Source organism: Tistrella mobilis (assembly GCF_039634785.1).
Lineage (GTDB): Bacteria > Pseudomonadota > Alphaproteobacteria > Tistrellales > Tistrellaceae > Tistrella > Tistrella mobilis.
Genome location: NZ_JBBIAB010000001.1, coordinates 609,220 through 626,659 on the forward strand (window position 1 = coordinate 609,220; position 17,440 = coordinate 626,659).

Sequence of the window (17,440 nt, forward strand, 5' to 3'; positions counted from 1 at the left end):
GCCGCCTCAGACCGGTTTCGCAGCCGGGGATCCCGTTCGCGCCAGATCCGCGTCGGGCATGTCGCGATGGCGTACTGTAACCCGCCACCCGTCCTGCCTCAATTCCTCTGCGAGACGTTCGGTGACGAAGACCGAGCGGTGTTTGCCGCCGGTGCAGCCCACCGCCACCGTCAGATAGGATTTGCCCTCGCGGGCATAGGCCGGCAGCAGCAGGCGGATGAGGTCCAGCATCCGGTCGAAGAAGGGGGCGAACAGCGGATCGGCCGCGACATGGGCGCCCACCGACGGATCCAGACCGGTAAGCGGCCGCAGCAGCGGATCGTAATGCGGATTGGCCAGAAACCGCACGTCGAAGACCAGATCGGCATCGCGCGGCAGGCCATTGCGGAAACCGAAGGAGGTGACCGAGAGCTGCAGCCCCGGAGAGCCGCCGAAGGCGAACAGCTCCGACGCCTTGCGCCTGAGGTCGGTCAGGCTGAACTCGCTGGTGTCGAGCACCACATCGGCGCGGTCGCGCAAGGGGGCGATCAGCGCCCGCTCGTCGCGGATGCCGTCTTCGACCGGGCGATCGGTTGCACTGGCAAGCGGATGCCGGCGCCTGGTCTCGGTGTAACGGCGGTAGAGCACCTCGTCGTCGCAGTCCAGAAAGACGACCGTGGCGGCAAGCCCGGGCAGGGCGGCGACCTGGCTCAGCGCCTGATCGACCGCGGCGGCATCGAAGCCGCGGGTGCGCACGTCCACGCCCACCGCCAGCGCCTCGCCCGGCGCCATGGCTTCGACCGCGGGCGCCATCAGCCGGACGGGCATGTTGTCGATCGTCTCGTAGCCCAGATCCTCCAGCGCCTTCAGCAGCGAGGTCCGGCCGGCGCCGGACAGGCCGGTGATCACCAGCAGGCGGGCGGGGCCATTCGCATCGGGTCGGGCTGCAGCGGGCCGGGCGATCGGGGTCATGTATGCCTCTGAAGCGGATCGAGCACGGCAGCCAGGGCTGCGCGCAACTTGGCCGGCGCCGAGGCCTCCACCGCCACCAGGTCGATCACCGGAACGGCGGCGCCGGCAAGCATGACGGCATCGGGCATGGGCAGGCGCTCAATCCTGTGCCCCGGCGGATGGAGGCGGACCGCCAGACGCACCGGGACGGGCGCCGACATCTCGGTGCGCAGGATGCCGACCCCGCGTACCTCGATCAAGCCGCAAAGCGCCGCAGGGGCAGAGGCGACAGGCCATGGTGCATCCGGCGTTTCTGCCGCCTGCAGCACCACGCGGTCGTCGGCGACCAGCCGCGCGCCGGCATCGATCAGCCGCAGGGCCAGATCGGATTTGCCCACGCCGCTCGGCCCGGTCAGCAGAACGCCGGCCGGGCCGATGCAGATGCAGGTGGCGTGAATGGTCTGCGGGTCCGTCGCCATGGCAAGGCTGCGCCCCTCGGTCCGGTCGCGCGCGCGCGCGCCCCGTGTTCAGGCGGCCTTGCTCGATGCGTCGTCGGTGAGCAGTGCGTAGAGCGCTTCGGCCGTGTCGGAGCCGCGAAGCTTGTCGCAGACCCGTTCATCCCGCAGCAGCCGCGACACCCGCGCCAGCGCCTTCAGATGGTCCGCCCCGGCCGATTCCGGGGCCAGCAGCAGGAAGATCAGATCGACCGGCTGGTCGTCCACGGCGTCGAAATCGATCGGGCGCTCCAGCCGGGCGAACAGGCCCTGGACCCGGTCCAACCCGCCCAGCCGGCCATGGGGAATGGCGACGCCGTTGCCGACGCCGGTCGTCCCCAGGCGCTCGCGCTCGAGCAGCGTCTCGAAGATGGTGCGTTCGTCGATGCCTGTCAGATCGGCCGCCCGTTGCGACAGATCCTGAAGAACCTGCTTCTTGCTGCTGGACTTCAGGGATGCAAAGACCCCCTCCGGACGCAGCAGATCCGCGATCTCCATGACGATCGAAACCTCTTGTGGGAAAGCCGGGGCGCCCGTGCGGCCCCGGCTTACACGTCGGATGGCCCCCTCCGGGACCGGGAGCGGCGATCCGGTGGCCGTCGGGGCCGGATGCCGCGACCGGCCCGGTACCGACGTTCCGGCGTCTCCGCCGTTCGACGTCGACCCTCAGGCCGGCTGGCGCGGATCGACCCAGCCGATATTCCCGTCCTCGCGACGGTAGACCAGATTGAGCCCGCCATGTGCCTTGTTGCGGAACAGCAGCGCGGCCTGATCCGCCAGGTCCATGCGCATCACCGCCTCTCCCACGGTCAGGGACAGGATGGCGGTGTCGGTTTCCGCAATCACCACCGGGTGGCCGTCGGCCACGTCCTCACGCTCGACCGTCTCGTCCTCCTCGGCGGCGAGAACGTAGGCGCGGGCCGGGATGGATGCAAATGAATTCTGTGCAGCATCGGCCCGCGCGTCAGTGCGGTGATGATCCCGCAGGCGCCGCTTGTAGCGCCGAAGCTGCTTTTCTGCACGGGAGAGTGCCTGATCGAAGGCGACGTAGATCTCGTCGGAGGCGCCGCTGGCCTTCATCATGACGCCGCGGCGGGCATGAACCGAAATATCGCAGCGGAACAGATGAGCATCCCGGCCGAAGGCGACATGGGCGTCGATGGCATCGTCGAAATACTTGCTGACGCCGCGGTCCAGTTCCTCGGAGACGTGGTCGCGCAGGGCGTCGCCGACGTCGATCTGCTTGCCCGTAACGGTAAGCTGCATGTTCCCTCGCCTGTCGCTTGTCCGCATCCGGCATCTGCGATGGGGCAGGGCGCGACAGAGTGCCGCGCGCCCCGCACCGGCGCATTGCCGGGGGCGGATCGTTGACGGGGCCGTCGGGCCGGCCGGCCTCCCTTCCGGCAGGTCCGCAGTGGGGGCCGATCCCTGGTGTCAGCGCCTGGCCATCTTGGCCCGGCGGCGCTGGACCGAGGATCCGATCCCCATCCCCTCCCGATACTTTGCGACAGTTCGGCGCGCGATGTCGATGCCATCCGCAGCCAGCAGCTCGACCAGCTTGTCGTCGGACAGAATCGCATCGGCGCTCTCGCCGTCGATCAGTTCCTTGATCCGGTGCCTCACCGCCTCGGCCGAGACCGATCCGGAGCCGTCGGCGGTGGCGATCGCGGCGGTGAAGAAGAACTTGAGTTCGAACAGGCCGCGGGGCGTGGCCATGTACTTGTTGGCGGTGACCCGGCTGACGGTGCTTTCATGCATGCCGATCGCATCGGCGATGTCGCGCAGGGTCAGCGGCCGCAGATGGCGGATGCCATGGGCGAAGAAGCCGTCCTGCTGACGGACCAGCTCGCTGCCCACCTTCAGGATCGTGCGGGCGCGCTGGTCCAGCGCTTTCACCAGCCAGCTTGCGGTCTGCATCCGCTCGGAAATGTATTCGCGCTCGGCCTTGGACTTCGCCTGGGCCGTGATGGTGGTCGCATAGGCGTGATCCACCAGAACCCGGGGCAGGGTCTCGGGGTTGAGCTCGATCTGCCAGCCGCCGTCGGGGCGGGGGCGGAGCAGGATGTCGGGCACTACGGTCTGCAGCGGATCCGCGCTGAAGCGCAGGCCGGGGCGCGGATCCAGGGCGCGCAGCTCGCGGATCATGTCGTCGAGGTCTTCATCGTCGACCCCGGTCACCCGCTTCAGCCGGGTCCGGTCGCCCTGGGCCAGCAGGTCGAGATTGGCGAGCAATGCCTGCATGGCCGGATCCAGGCGATCACGCTCGGCCAGCTGCAGGCCAAGACATTCGGCCAGATCCCGGGCGAAGACGCCGGTCGGGTCCAGCCCCTTCAGCCTGGTGAGCACCGTCTCGACGCGCGTGGTGTCGATCCCGATCAGCTGGGCCGCCTCGGCCGTGGTCATGGTCAAATAGCCATTTTCGTCCAGCAGGCCGGCGAGCACTATTGCGATCGCCCGTTCGATCCCTTCCGGGATCTCGACCGCGATCTGTTCCTCAAGATGGCGGGCAAGGGTGGTGGCCTCGCTGGTGCGGGCTTCAAAGCCCTCGTCGTCGCCATCGAAATTCATGTCGCCGCCGCGGCCGACCGGCCCGCCGGCATCGAAGCCGAGGCCCGGATCCAGGTCCATCTCGCGCTGGGCCGGGGTTTCCTGGGACGGTGCCGGGCCGTCGCTCTCGAACATGCCGGCGATATCGGCGTCGAGAGGGGCGTGTTCGGAATCCGGCATGACGTCGCTGCCGACCAGTTCGGTCAGCTCGGTGCGGGCTCCCGGCTCGAAAGCGGGGTCCTGGCCCCGCGGATCGTCGCCGGCATCGCCGGTCGCAAGCGCCGTCAACGGTTCGTCACGTTCTTCGGCGCGGACCAGCAGCGGGTTCTGCAGCAGCTCTTCGTCCACGAAGGCGCCGAGTTCGATATTGTTCAGCTGCAGCAGCTTGATGGCCTGCTGCAGCTGGGGCGTCATGACCAGCGCCTGGGAAAGCTTGATGTCCAGTCTCTGGCTGAGCGCCATCCGCGGGCTCCTAGAGGCTGAACCGGTCGCCGAGATAGACGCGGCGCACGTCGTCGTTGGCGACGATGTCTTCGGGGGCGCCCTCCATCAGCACGGTGCCGTCGTGCAGGATGTAGGCGCGATCGATGATGTCGAGCGTTTCGCGGACATTGTGATCGGTGATCAGCACGCCGATGCCGCGATGCTTCAGATGCGAGACCAGATCGCGGATATCGGCCACCGCGATCGGATCGATGCCGGCCAGCGGCTCGTCGAGCAGCACGAAAGCCGGGCTGGTCGCCAGCGCACGCGCAATCTCCACCCGCCGCCGCTCACCGCCCGAGAGTGCAATGGCGGGCGTCCGGCGCAGATGGCTGATCGAGAATTCGGCCAGCAGTTCGTCCAGCATGGTTTCGCGCTTGTCGCGTACCGGCTCGGCCACTTCCAGGGTCGCGCGGATGTTGTCTTCCACCGTCAGTCCCCGGAAAATCGAGGCTTCCTGCGGCAGATAGCCGATGCCCAGGCGCGCACGCCGGTACATCGGCAGGGTGGTCACGTCGTCGCCGTCGAGCAGGATCCGGCCGTAATCGGCCGAGATCAGCCCGGTGATGATGTAGAAGCAGGTGGTCTTGCCGGCACCGTTGGGGCCAAGCAGCCCCACCGCTTCCCCGCGGGCGACGTTGAGCGACACGTCGCGCAGCACGGGGCGCTTGCGGTAGTGCTTGCCCAGCGACTGGGCGACCAGCCCCGCCGGCACATCGCCGCCCGCATCCGCGCGCTCGGGCGCGTCGGCGGCAAGCCTGCCGGGTATGTCCTGATGGCCAGAGGTCAAGGGCTCGGTGTTCCTCGTCGATGATGCGGCCCTGTCGGCGGGCCGCCGCGTCACGTCTTGTCGGTCATCACTTCTTTTCAGGCACGAACAGGCCGCGCACCGGGCCCTTGCGGCCGCTTTCCAGCGTGCTGCGGCCCTTGTTCAGGTCGAGCACCAGCCGCTCGCCTTCAAGCTGGCTGCGGCCCTGGGTGAGCTTTACCGCGCCGGTCAGCGTGATCATGCCCTTGTTGACATCATAGACGCCGACATCGCCGCGGGCGCTCTCATTCGGGGTGATGATCTGCACATGACCGTCGGCCTCGATCTTCGAGATCTCGCCGGCGGCATCGGCAAGACCGCCGCCCTGCTGCCCCTCACTCTGGCCCGCCTGCGGCGGGGCCTGCTTCGCCCCCTTCGCGCCGGGCTGGGCGACATGGACCTTCAGCGTATCCGCATAAAGGGTCATGGTGCCCTGAACCGCCTTCACCTCGCCGCGAAACGTCGCCACCCGCTCGACATCCGCCCATTCAAGCGAGTCCTGGGCGGTGATTTCGATCGGCTGCGAGGTGTCGATGCTGGAGGTGCGGATGGCGCTCTGCGCCGCAGCCGGCACGGGGGCGAGCACCGGGATCACGGCGGCCGCCGATCCAAGGGCCGTCACCAGCAGGGCGAGGGCCGCACCGTGACGGCGGCCCGTGGAAAGGCTGAAGGGCATGCGCGCTCCTGACGTCATCTCTCAACACCCGGATAGCCCGTCACGCGGACAGGGCCATCGAAGGTGATGGTGTCATTTTCCCGCCGGGCGGTGAAGCCGGCGGCGTCGATGCTTCCCACCGGGCCATGCGCCACCACCGGGCTGTCGCTCCGGATGGTTCCGCTGCCCAGTTCGGCGTCCACCCGTTCGGTCGACATGGCGTAGCCTGTCTCGGCGATCACCTCGACATCGCCCTCGAGCTTCAGCCGTTCGGCGTCACGATCGAAGGCGCCCGTCTTGGCCCGGATGGCGAGCCAGGTTCCGTCCGAGGCGGTCATGTCGGCGCGGATGGTCTTGAGCGTGATCTGCGAACTGTCGACCGAGGGCTGGGTCGCCTCGTCGGCTTCCACCCGGAATGGCCGGCCGTCCGCATCCACACCCGTAAATCTGGGTTCCAGCATCCGGAGCGCATCCACATCGTCCCGGACGATCTCGGAATATCCTATACGGGCATCGCCGCCGATGCCCGACAATTGCGACCACACGAGCACCAGCACGATCAGCCCGGCGCCGACCGCGGGCAGCAGGATCCGCGCCAGCCGCACGAACCGGCTGTAGCGGCTGCGCCGGCGCGGGGCCCGGGGGCCCGTCGGCAAGGGGGGCATTCTGGGCGTCTCGGCCATGGTCGGCTCGTCTAACTCCGGGCGGGACAGGATGGGGAGAGATAAGGGCTGGGGCGCCGTTCGGTCCATACCGACCTTCAGGCCACACCGGCCCTCAGGCAGTCGTGGACGTGGAGGATACCCACGGGCCGGCCGTCGTCATCCACCGCAAACAGGGCGGTGATCTTGTAGGCATTCATTATCGCCAGCGCCTCGGCGGCCAGGGCGCGGGCGCGGATGGTCTTGGGCGCGGCCGTCATCACCTCCGACACCTTGCGGGCGGCGAGATCGGGGCCCATGTGCCGGCGCAGGTCGCCATCGGTCACGATGCCGGCAAGCCGGCCGGCATCGTCCGTCACGCCGACGCAGCCGAAGCTTCTGGCGCTGATTTCGATCAGCGCCTCGGCCATCGGGCGGTCCGGGGTGATCAGCGGCAGGTCCTGGGGGCCGTGCATGATGTCGGCCACCTTCACCAGTCGCGCACCCAGCTTGCCGCCCGGGTGAAAGACGCGGAAATCCTCGGCGGTGAAGCCGCGCCGGTCGAGCAGTGCCATCGCGATCGCATCCCCCAGCGCCAGCGTCATGGTGGTTGACGTGGTGGGGGCAAGCTGCAGCGGGCAGGCCTCCGGTGCCGGCGGCAGGATCAGCGCCACATCGGCGGCCTCGGCCAGCGGGCTGGCGCTGCGGGCGGTGATGCCCACCAGCGGGATGCCGAAGCGCCGGCTGTGGGCCAGAATATCCGACAGCTCCGGCGTCGCCCCGGAATTGGACAGGGCCAGAATGGCATCCTGGCGGGTGATCATGCCGAGGTCGCCATGGCTCGCCTCGGCCGGGTGCACGAACTGGGCGGGTGTGCCGGTGGAGGCGAGCGTGGCGGCGATTTTGGCGCCGACATGGCCGCTCTTGCCCATGCCGGTGACGATCACCCGGCCCTTCGTGGCGTAGAGCAGGTTCACCGCGCGCGCGAAATCGGGCCCCAGCCCGGCGCGCAGGGCTTCGAGCCCGGCGATCTCGAGCGCGAGCGCCTGTTCGGCCGCGGCAAGGGCGCGGCCGTCATCGGCGGCGGTGCGGGGGGCGGTCTCGGCGGTCATCGGCACGGTGTCCCGTGGTCGTGTGCGGGGGGCATGTGCGGCAGAGGGCGGCACATGCGGATCAATATGGTTGGCCCGCCTGCCGCGTGAAAGGGCAGTTGCGGCCGCATGTTCCGCCGGGCGGAATGGGCGGCGGGCCTGGCCGGTCAATGGGCGAAGATGTCGGGTTCTTCCCAGCCCAGCAGATCCAGCCTCGCGCGGGCCGGCAGGAAATCGAAGCAGGCGCGGGCCAGATCGGTGCGGCCCTCGCGCGCGAGCATTTCATCGAGCACGCGCTTCACCGCATGCAGATGCAGCACATCGCCGGCGGCATAGCTCTGCTGTTCGGGGGTCAGCTGATCCGCACCCCAGTCGGAAGACTGCTGCTGCTTGGAGATCTCGACGCCGATCGTCTCGCGCAGCAGGTCGCGCAGGCCGTGCCGGTCGGTATAGGTCCGGATCAGCTTGGATGCGATCTTGGTGCAGTAGACCGGCCGGCAGTCGATGCCGAGCCGTTCATGCAGCACCGCCAGATCGAACCGGGCGAAGTGAAAGATCTTAAGGACGTCCGGATCTTCCAGCAGGGCGGCCAGCCGCGGCGCCGTGGTCTGGCCGCGGGCGATGCGCACCAGATGAGCGTCGCCGTCGCCGGCTGAAATCTGCACCAGGCACAGCCGGTCCCGATGCGGCTTCAACCCCATGGTTTCGGTGTCGATGGCGATCGATGCCGGCCGGCCGAAATCCTCGGGCAGGTCGCCTTCGTACAGGTGAATGGTCATCCGGCCGCGCCTCCGCTGTCGTCACGGCAGACCCACTGCCTGCCGAGGCAAGGTTTTAGCGCAAGCCGATCCCCCCCGCCAAGTGGGGATGGCCGCTGCCGGACGTCATCCGATCGTCATCAAGCCGCGGCCGGATCATGACTTTCCGTCGCATCGGGCGGCTCCGGCGTTGCGTCGCGGCACCCGCCGGATTATGTGTAGCCCCAGGTTTGCGCGACCGGCGGTGCCGGACCAGGAGAGGGAGACTTTGATCGCCATGAAGGATCGGCTCGTCACGGTATTCGGCGGCTCGGGCTTCCTCGGCCGCTATGTCGTCGCGCGGCTTGCCCGCACCGGCGTGCGGATCAGGGTGGCGGTGCGTGATGCGGACCGGGCCCTGTTCCTGAAGCCTGCGGGTGATGTCGGCCAGATCGCGATCATGTCGTGCGACGTGACCGACGCAGCCCAGGTGCGGGCGGCGCTCACCGACGCTTCGGCGGCGATCAATCTGACCGGGATCCTGGCCGAAGGCTGGGGCGCCACCTTCGACGGCGTCCATGTCCAGGGCGCCGGCAACATCGCGAAGGCTGCGGCTGACGCCGGACTTAGGGCCCTGGTCCATGTCTCGGCGATCGGCGCCGATCCGGAAAGCAGCTCGGCCTATGGGCGGACCAAGGCCGCCGGCGAGGCGGCGGTGCGCGAGGCCTTCCCGACGGCGGTGATCCTGCGTCCCAGTATCCTGTTCGGCCCCGAGGACGACTTCTTCAACCGTTTCGCTGGGATGACCCGCATCTCCCCGGCCCTGCCGCTGATCGGTGGCGGCCAGACCCGCTTCCAGCCCGTCTGGGTGGTGGATGTCGCCGAGGCCGTGGTGCGCTCGCTTGAAGAGCCGGAATTTGCCGGTCGGACCTTCGAACTGGGCGGCCCCAGGGTCTACAGCTTCGCCCAGATCCTGGAATACATCCTGACCACCGTGCGCAAGCATCGCGGTCTGGTGCCGATGCCCTGGGCGCTTGCCGGGGTGGTGGCCCGTTTCGGCGATCTGCTGCCCGGCGGCATGGCGCCGCTGACCACGGACCAGCTGCGGATGCTGAAGCGCGACAATGTCGTGGCCGAGGGCGCCGAAGGGTTTGCCGCCTTCGGCATCCGCCCGACCCCGGTCGAGGCGGTGGTGCCGGATTATCTGGCCCGCTATCGCGCCTGGATCCATCGGCCGCGCGACGGCCGCGCCGGGAACTGAGCTGCTTTTCAGCGCCGAGGCCTGATATGCGGCCGGCCCCGACGGGGCCGGCCGCATGCTTTTCCGGGGGATGGCATGGCCGCGCGGCGCCGGGCGGTCGATCTGCGCTTGGCTTACCATCAATTCTTCTGAAACAAAAGCTTGTGGTGATATAGGTCAGGAAATGCGACCATTATCCCGACAAGCATTGCGGATCTACCTGCGAATCGCTCGCAACCCGGGGGCACCGGAAGAAAAGTAGTCCAGTTTCGGACCTTTCATCACGTTTTTACTCGCCAGGCGGTCTGGAAAGGCGTATATGACCTTCGAAGGCCTCCGTGCGCGCAAGGGGCGGGGTCCGGCTGTGTCGATCTGTCGGTGGAATGACCGGGATCGGGCGGGACGGATCCCTGATCAGCCTCCCCGGCGTTCGCGTCGTCTTCCGCCCGCCCGAGGCGGACCCTGACGCGACCGCAGACGACATGCCCGCAGCCAGGAACAGCCCCGGACCCGCCCGACCTGGCGGGTTGCCGATGCAGAACCCTGCCGGCACGGACGCCACCCTGACAAAGACGTCGCCCGCGACCCTTCTGTGGGTCCCGGACGGCACCGAACCGATCCGCGGCGCGGCCCCGGCCGAAGCGCGCGGACACCCAACCCCCTGCCGGGCAGGACATGCCCGGCCCACGGTCGAAGGACGAGGACCATGGCGCGCAAGCTGATGCAGTTCACCCGTATCGAGCAGAAGATGCCCGAGAAGCGAACCGCTCAAACCCGCGCCAAAGATTTCGGCGAGATCTATGCGGGGTTTGCGCCGGAACAGGCGGCCACCCAGGCCTCGCGCTGCTCCCAGTGCGGCATTCCGTTCTGCCAGGTGCATTGCCCGCTGCAGAACAACATCCCCGACTGGCTGAAGCTGACCGCCGAAGGCCGGCTGGAAGAGGCCTATACCATCTCGTCGGCGACCAACACCTTCCCCGAGATCTGCGGCCGCATCTGCCCGCAGGATCGTCTGTGCGAGGGCAACTGCGTCATCGAGAAGGGCTTCAACTCGGTGACCATCGGGTCGGTGGAGAAGTACATCACCGAGACCGCCTTCGAGAACGGCTGGGTCAAGGCGCCGAAGCCGGAGCGCGAACTGGGCCTGTCGATCGGCATCGTGGGCGCCGGGCCGGCCGGCCTTGCGGCGGCCGAAATGCTGCGCCGCCGGGGCTATGAAATTCATGTCTATGATCGCTACGACCGCGTCGGCGGGCTGCTGATCTATGGCATCCCCAATTTCAAGCTCGACAAGCAGGTCGTGCTGCGCCGCTGGAAGCTGCTTGAAGAGGGTGGGATCAAGTTCCACCTTGGCGTCGATATCGGTCGCGACGTGACGATCGAGGAGCTGCGCCAGCGTCACGAGGCGGTGCTGATCGCGACCGGCGTTTATCAGTCGCGTGAGATCAAGGTGCCGGGCGTGGGGCTTCAGGGTGTCGAGAAGGCGCTCGACTTCCTGACGGCGTCGGACCGGCTCAATCTGGGCGATGCGCTGTCCGACGAGATGCAGGCGCGGTTCTCGGCCAAGGGCAAGAACGTGGTCGTGGTCGGCGGCGGCGACACCGCCATGGACTGCGTGCGCACCTCGATCCGTCAGGGCGCCCAGTCGGTGACCTGCCTCTATCGCCGCAACCGGCAGAACATGCCCGGCTCGCAGCGCGAGGTGGCGAATGCGACGGAAGAAGGCGTCACCTTCGAGTGGCTGTCCAACCCCGAAGCCTTCCTCGGTAACGAGAAGGTCGAGGCGGTGCGGGCCGTGCGCATGCGCCTGGGCGCACCCGATCCGTCGGGGCGTCAGTCGCCGGTGGTGGTCGAGGGCAGCCAGTTCACCCTGAAGGCCGACCTGGTGATCAAGGCGCTGGGCTTCGACCCTGAAGATCTGCCGGTGCTGTTCCACTGCCCCGATCTGGTGACCACCCGCTGGGGCACGCTCAAGACCGATATCCGCACCTTCATGACCAGCGTCGACGGCGTTTTCGCCGCCGGTGACATCGTTCGCGGTGCCTCGCTGGTCGTCTGGGCGATCCGCGACGGCCGCGACGCCGCCGAGCAGATCGACCGCTATGTCCGCAATCGCATCACCGCTGCCGAGCAGTCGGCGGCTGCCAGCTGAACGCCTGGACGGGAGACAGAGCCATGTCCGAGATCATCCGCGAGACGGCCGAGACCTTCGTTGCCGCCTGGGCTGCCAACAAGGCCAAGCTGGAAGCCGCCCATGCCTATAACCCGGCCGACGAGCACGACGCCTGCGGCGTCGGCCTCGTCGCCTCGATCGACGGCACGCCCCAGCGGCGGGTCGTCGAGGCCGGCATCACCGCGCTTTCCAACCTGATGCACCGCGGTGCGGTCGACGCCGACGGCAAGACCGGCGACGGCGCCGGCATCCATCTGCAGATCCCCAAGGACTTCTTCCGCGAGCATATCGAGCGCACCGGCCACCGCATGGCCGAGGGCAGCGAGCTGGCCGTGGGGCAGGTCTTCCTGCCGCGCAACGATTTCGGCGCCCAGGAGCTGTGCCGCACGATCGTCGAGAGCGAGATCCTTGAACTCGGCTACACGATCTATGGCTGGCGCCAGGTGCCGGTGAACACCCGGGCGATCGGCGAGAAGGCCGCGGCGACGCGGCCCGAGATCGAGCAGATCATGATCGCCAACGACAAGGGCAACGGCACCGTCGCCTTCGAGCGCGATCTCTATCTCATCCGTCGCCGGATCGAGAAGAAGGTCCGCGAGGCGAGCGTCGCCGACTTCTACATGTGCTCGCTGTCCAGCCGCTCGATCATCTACAAGGGCATGTTCCTGGGCGAGCAGCTGACGGTGTTCTATCCCGACCTGCTCGACGAGCGGTTCGTGTCGAACTTCGTCGTCTACCATCAGCGCTATTCGACCAACACCTTCCCGACCTGGTCGCTGGCCCAGCCCTTCCGGATGCTCGCCCATAACGGTGAGATCAACACCGTGCGCGGCAACAGCAACTGGATGAAGAGCCACGAGACCCTGATGGTCTCGGAGGTCTTCGGGCCGGCGGGCGAGGACATCAAGCCGCTGATCCCGCAGGGCAGCTCCGACTCGGGCGCACTCGATGCGGTGTTTGAGGCGCTGTGCCATGCCGGCCGTTCGGCGCCGCTGGTGAAGCTGATGCTGGTGCCGCCGGCGTGGTCGAAGGTGCCGGACGTGCCGGAGGCGCACCGTTCGCTTTACGCCTATCTGAACACGGTCATGGAGCCCTGGGACGGCCCGGCGGCGCTGGCGGTCTATGACGGTCGCTGGATCGCGGCGGGCATGGACCGCAACGGTCTGCGCCCGATGCGCTATGCCATCACCGCCGACGGCCTGCTGGTCGTGGGGTCGGAAGCCGGTATGGTGCCGCTGACCGATCAGGACGTGATCGAGAAGGGGCGGGTCGGCCCGGGCGAGATCCTGGGTGTCGACCTCCAGGAGGGTAAGCTCTACCACGACCGCGCGCTCAAGGACCTGCTCGCGGCGGAGCATGACTATGCCTCCTGGGCGGGCAAGACCACCCGGCTCGGCGCGCTGATCGATCAGGTGCCCGCACCCCAGCCGCGCTTCAACGCCGACGAGCTTCGCCGGCGTCAGCTGGCCGTCGGCCTGACCATCGAGGACCTGGAGCTCATCCTTCATCCCATGGTGGAAGAGGGCAAGGAAGCCGTGGGCTCGATGGGCGACGACGCGCCGATCGCGGTGCTCTCCAGCCATTATCGCGGCCTGCACAACTTCTTCCGGCAGGAATTCAGCCAGGTGACCAACCCGCCGATCGACCCGCTCCGCGAGGAGATGGTCATGACGCTGGATACCCGCCTCGGCAACCTGGGCAACGTCTTCGCCCAGGACGAGAGCCAGATGAAGATCCTGCTGCTCGACAGCCCGGTCGTGACCAACCGCGCCTATGCCGCCATGCGCCGCTACATGAAGGATCGTGCGGTCGAGATCGACTGCACCATGCCGGCCGGTGCGGGCGAGGGCGTGCTGAAGAAGGCGCTGGAGCGGATCCGTCGCGAGGCGGAGGATGCCGTGCGCGGCGGTGCCGAGCACATCATCCTGACCGACGAGCGGCTGGACGAGACCAATGTCGCCGTGCCGATGATCCTGGCGGCGGGCGGTGTGCACACCCATCTGGTGAAGCAGAAGCTGCGCACCTTCTGCTCGGTCAACGTCCGCTCGGCCGAATGCCTCGATGTGCAGTACATGGCGGTGCTGGTCGGTGTCGGCGCCACCACGATCAACGCCTATCTGGCCGAGGAGACGATCTATGATCGTCATCGCCGCGGCCTGTTCGGCGATCTGACGGTCGACGAGGCGGTGTCGAACTTCAAGCACGCCGCCGATCTGGGCCTGCTCAAGGTGCTCTCGAAGATGGGCATCTCGGTGATCAGCAGCTATCGCGGCGCCTACAACTTCGAGGCGGTGGGCCTGTCGCGGTCGCTGGTGGCCGAGTTCTTCCCCGGCATGTCGTCGCGTGTCTCGGGCATCGGCCTCGCCGGTATCGAGCGCAAGACCATCCGCCAGCACGAGCGCGGCTTCCAGGGTGGCGCCTCGATCCTGCCGATCGGCGGCTTCTACCGCTACCGGGCGAAGGGTGAGGCGCATGGCCATGACGGCCGGCTGATCCACATGCTTCAGACGGCCGTCGCCAGCGACAGCTACACCCTCTACAAGAAGTATGCCGAGGGTGTGCGGGCGCTGCCGCCGATCCATCTGCGCGACCTGCTGGACTTCAAGACCAACCGCAAGCCGGTGCCGGTCGACGAGGTCGAGAGCATCACCTCGATCCGCAAGCGGTTCGAGACCCCGGCCATGTCGCTGGGCGCGCTGAGTGCGGAAGCGCACGAGACGCTGACCATCGCGATGAACCGGATCGGTGCGCATTCGAACTCGGGCGAGGGCGGCGAGAGCCGCGATCGCTTCCAGCCGCGTCCGAACGGGGACAACGCCAACTCCGGCACCAAGCAGGTCGCCTCGGGCCGCTTCGGCGTGACAACCGAGTACCTGAACAACTGCCGCGAGATCCAGATCAAGGTGGCGCAGGGTGCCAAGCCCGGTGAAGGCGGGCAGCTGCCCGGCTTCAAGGTGACGGTCGAGATCGCGAAGCTCCGGCATTCGACGCCGGGCGTGATGCTGATCTCGCCCCCGCCGCACCACGACATCTATTCGATCGAAGATCTGGCGCAGCTGATCTACGACCTGAAGCAGGTCAACCCCGATGCCGAGGTCTCGGTGAAGCTGGTCGCCCGCTCGGGCATCGGCACCATCGCGGCCGGCGTCGCCAAGGCCAATGCCGACGTGATCGTGATCTCGGGCCATAACGGCGGCACCGGCGCCAGCCCGCAGACCTCGATCAAATATGCCGGCGTGCCCTGGGAGATGGGCCTGTCCGAAGCCAACCAGGTGCTGACGCTCAACCGTCTGCGCCACCGGGTGCGGCTGCGTACCGACGGCGGCCTGAAGACCGGCCGCGACGTCGTCATCGCCGCCATGCTCGGTGCCGAGGAATTCGGCATCGGCACCACCTCGCTGGTGGCGATGGGCTGCATCATGGTCCGTCAGTGCCACAGCAACACCTGCCCGGTGGGCGTGTGCACCCAGGATCCGGCGCTGCGTGCCAAGTTCGACGGCACGCCCGAGAAGGTGGTGAACCTGTTCACCTTCATCTCGGAAGAGGTGCGCGAGATCCTGGCCCAGCTCGGTGCCCGGTCGCTGAACGAGATCATCGGCCGGTCGGACCTGCTGTCGCAGGTCAGCCGCGGCAGCGCGCATCTGGACGATCTGGACCTGAACCCGATCCTGGCCCAGGCCGATCCGGGCGATCTGCCCCGCTACTTCTCGCTGTCGGGCCGCAATCCGGTCCCCGACACCCTCGACGCGCAGATGATCGTTGACGCGGCGCCGGCCCTCAACGAGGGCGAGAAGATGCAGCTGACCTACAATGTGCGCAACACGCACCGGTCGGTGGGCACGCGTCTGTCGTCCAAGATCGTCCGCCGCTTCGGCATGGACGGGCTGCAGCCGGGGCACATCACCGTGCGTCTGCGCGGCTCGGCCGGCCAGTCGCTCGGCGCCTTCGCGGTGCAGGGCCTGAAGCTGGAGGTGATCGGCGACTCGAACGACTATGTCGGCAAGGGCCTGTCGGGCGGCAGCATCGTGGTGCGTCCGCCCTTCGTGACCACGCGCAAGAGCAACGAGAACGTCATCATCGGCAACACCGTGCTCTATGGTGCGACCTCGGGCGAGCTGTTCGCGGCCGGCCAGGCGGGTGAGCGCTTCTGCGTCCGCAACTCCGGCGCCCAGGCGGTGGTCGAAGGCTGCGGGGCCAATGGCTGCGAGTACATGACCGGCGGCACCGTCGTGATCCTGGGCAAGGTCGGCCACAACTTCGGTGCCGGCATGACCGGCGGTATGGCCTTCATCCTGGACAGCGACGGCTCGTTCGAGCGCCGCGTGAACCCGGAAACGCTGGTCTGGCAGCGCATCGCCACCCCGCATTGGGAAGCGGTGCTGCGCGGCCTGATCGAGCGCCACGTGGACGAGACCAAGTCCGCCTTCGCCCAGAACCTGCTCGACGATTGGGATCGCACGCTCGATCGCATCTGGCAGGTGGTGCCGAAGGAGATGGTCTCGCGCCTCGAACACCCCCTGAACCCGGAAGAGGTCGCGGCGGTCACCGCCTGAGGCGGACCTTCGCGGGGGCGGCCCCGGGGCCTTCGGCCCCGAACTGAGGACGGGCCGGACGACGAAGACGGGAAGCGGCGGGCATCCGAAAGGGTGCCCGCCGTTTTTATTCGTCCGCATTTTCGTCAGGATGGATGGAGGGGAGGGTCGTGTGGTTTCAGGGTTGTATTTCATGGGTGAAAGAACGCAGATTCATCAATGATCATGCAGGCATGATTGCAGGCTCGGGCGGGGCAGTGCGGCAGAGGGGGACGGCTTTGTCAGGTCTTGTACGGTCTCTGCTGCTGCTCTTCCTCTTGCTGGCCGCGTCCCCGCTGAAGGCTGCGGATCAGGTGGCGCCGGATTGGATCCTCCGCGGCGCATTACAGGCCTTGTCGGATGAAACCGCAGGGACAGCGGCGGCGGCCCTGCCGATCCTGAAAGTTCTTGCGCCGACCTTACCGCCTGGTCCTGAAGCTGACCGGATCGCACGGCAGGTGCTGAAAATGCTCCGCGATCCTGCTTTGGCGGCGGATGCAGCCGAAGCCCTTGCGCATTTTCCCGAGGGCGAGTGGCGGGCCTCTGCGATCGAGGCCATGTTGGGGCGCATGCGGGAGACGCAGAACCATACCGAACGCCTGCGTCTTCTGGCGGTGCTTGGTACTGTGGATCTGCCCGCATCCACCTTGTCGGTTGTGTCCGAGACCATTCTTCCATTTCTGGCAGCCGATCAGGCTCCTGACCTGCGTGCCAAGGCGGCTGCGGTTCTGGCGCGCCTGGTCGATTCGTCCCCGCATGTCGATCTCTGGGCACAGTTGTTGGCTGTTATCAAAGAGCCGATGCTCTGGATGCGGGGGGCCGACGCCATGCAAGCCGTCGCCTTCAATCTGTCTCGTCATCATGCGCTGGAGGTCGTAATTGCGCTCGTCCACCTTCAATCGACGGAAGGCGGCCTTCCTCTCCGGCCCGCAAACCTGAGCGATGCCTTAGAGTCCGTCCGAGAAGTTATCTATGATTTCCGGCTCCTTGCGATTCTGCGCATCATGATCCGGATCATCGCGAGGCGGAGGAATGCCAAAGCCATCCGTGAGAGGTTCTCGAAGTCTTTG

The 17,440-nt window shown here is 67.5% G+C and carries 14 protein-coding genes; 4 read left to right on the forward strand and 10 right to left on the reverse strand.

Going from position 1 to position 17,440, the window contains the following annotated elements; genetic code table 11:
- Nucleotides 1-6: 6 nt before the first annotated feature.
- The 10 genes from rapZ to WI697_RS02945 all read right to left on the reverse strand — a co-directional run bounded on the left by rapZ (nt 7) and on the right by WI697_RS02945 (nt 8,428).
- On the reverse strand, nt 7-951 hold the full coding sequence (gene rapZ, locus WI697_RS02900; RefSeq protein WP_062761768.1) for an RNase adapter RapZ: 945 nt from the start codon (nt 949-951) through the stop codon (nt 7-9).
- A complete protein-coding gene (locus WI697_RS02905; RefSeq protein ID WP_062761767.1) occupies nt 948-1,409 on the reverse strand; it encodes an HPr kinase/phosphorylase in 462 nt (153 codons plus the stop codon). The genes rapZ and WI697_RS02905 overlap by 4 nt, the downstream gene beginning before the upstream one ends.
- 48 nt (nt 1,410-1,457) lie before the next feature.
- Nucleotides 1,458-1,922: a PTS IIA-like nitrogen regulatory protein PtsN gene (ptsN, locus tag WI697_RS02910; RefSeq protein ID WP_014743694.1), complete on the reverse strand. Its 465-nt coding sequence runs from the start codon at nt 1,920-1,922 to the stop codon at nt 1,458-1,460.
- A 168-nt stretch (nt 1,923-2,090) separates the two neighbouring features.
- Nucleotides 2,091-2,690 (reverse strand): ribosome hibernation-promoting factor, HPF/YfiA family, encoded by a 600-nt coding sequence (gene hpf / locus WI697_RS02915; protein ID WP_014743695.1) that lies wholly within the window; start codon nt 2,688-2,690, stop codon nt 2,091-2,093.
- Nucleotides 2,691-2,858: 168 nt separating this feature from the next.
- On the reverse strand, nt 2,859-4,433 hold the full coding sequence (gene rpoN / locus WI697_RS02920) for an RNA polymerase factor sigma-54 (protein WP_345957281.1): 1,575 nt from the start codon (nt 4,431-4,433) through the stop codon (nt 2,859-2,861).
- Between the two features lie 10 nt (nt 4,434-4,443).
- Nucleotides 4,444-5,223, reverse strand: a complete 780-nt coding sequence (gene lptB, locus WI697_RS02925) for an LPS export ABC transporter ATP-binding protein (RefSeq protein ID WP_051045425.1) — start codon at nt 5,221-5,223, stop codon at nt 4,444-4,446.
- 88 nt (nt 5,224-5,311) lie between these two features.
- A complete protein-coding gene (locus tag WI697_RS02930; RefSeq protein ID WP_296716918.1) occupies nt 5,312-5,938 on the reverse strand; it encodes an LptA/OstA family protein in 627 nt (208 codons plus the stop codon).
- A gap of 14 nt (nt 5,939-5,952) precedes the next feature.
- Complete coding sequence (gene lptC, locus WI697_RS02935) at nt 5,953-6,573, reverse strand: LPS export ABC transporter periplasmic protein LptC (RefSeq protein WP_296716921.1); 621 nt, start codon at nt 6,571-6,573, stop codon at nt 5,953-5,955.
- A gap of 104 nt (nt 6,574-6,677) precedes the next feature.
- Nucleotides 6,678-7,670, reverse strand: coding sequence for a KpsF/GutQ family sugar-phosphate isomerase (locus WI697_RS02940; RefSeq protein ID WP_062761763.1), 993 nt, complete (start codon nt 7,668-7,670; stop codon nt 6,678-6,680).
- A 146-nt stretch (nt 7,671-7,816) separates the two neighbouring features.
- Nucleotides 7,817-8,428, reverse strand: a complete 612-nt coding sequence (locus WI697_RS02945; protein WP_296716926.1) for a ribonuclease D — start codon at nt 8,426-8,428, stop codon at nt 7,817-7,819.
- A gap of 256 nt (nt 8,429-8,684) precedes the next feature.
- Here WI697_RS02945 and WI697_RS02950 point away from each other — a divergent pair, with 256 nt between their 5' ends.
- The 4 genes from WI697_RS02950 to WI697_RS02965 all read left to right on the forward strand — a co-directional run.
- The gene (locus WI697_RS02950; protein WP_296716928.1) at nt 8,685-9,647 is read left to right on the forward strand and encodes a complex I NDUFA9 subunit family protein; all 963 of its coding nucleotides are present in this window, start codon (nt 8,685-8,687) and stop codon (nt 9,645-9,647) included.
- Nucleotides 9,648-10,332: 685 nt separating this feature from the next.
- The gene (locus WI697_RS02955; protein ID WP_345957282.1) at nt 10,333-11,778 is read left to right on the forward strand and encodes an NAD(P)-dependent oxidoreductase; all 1,446 of its coding nucleotides are present in this window, start codon (nt 10,333-10,335) and stop codon (nt 11,776-11,778) included.
- 23 nt (nt 11,779-11,801) lie between these two features.
- Nucleotides 11,802-16,352: a glutamate synthase large subunit gene (gltB, locus tag WI697_RS02960; RefSeq protein WP_062761760.1), complete on the forward strand. Its 4,551-nt coding sequence runs from the start codon at nt 11,802-11,804 to the stop codon at nt 16,350-16,352.
- A 149-nt stretch (nt 16,353-16,501) separates the two neighbouring features.
- On the forward strand, nt 16,502-17,440 hold a 939-nt coding region (locus tag WI697_RS02965; RefSeq protein WP_345957283.1), incomplete at its 3' end, for a hypothetical protein.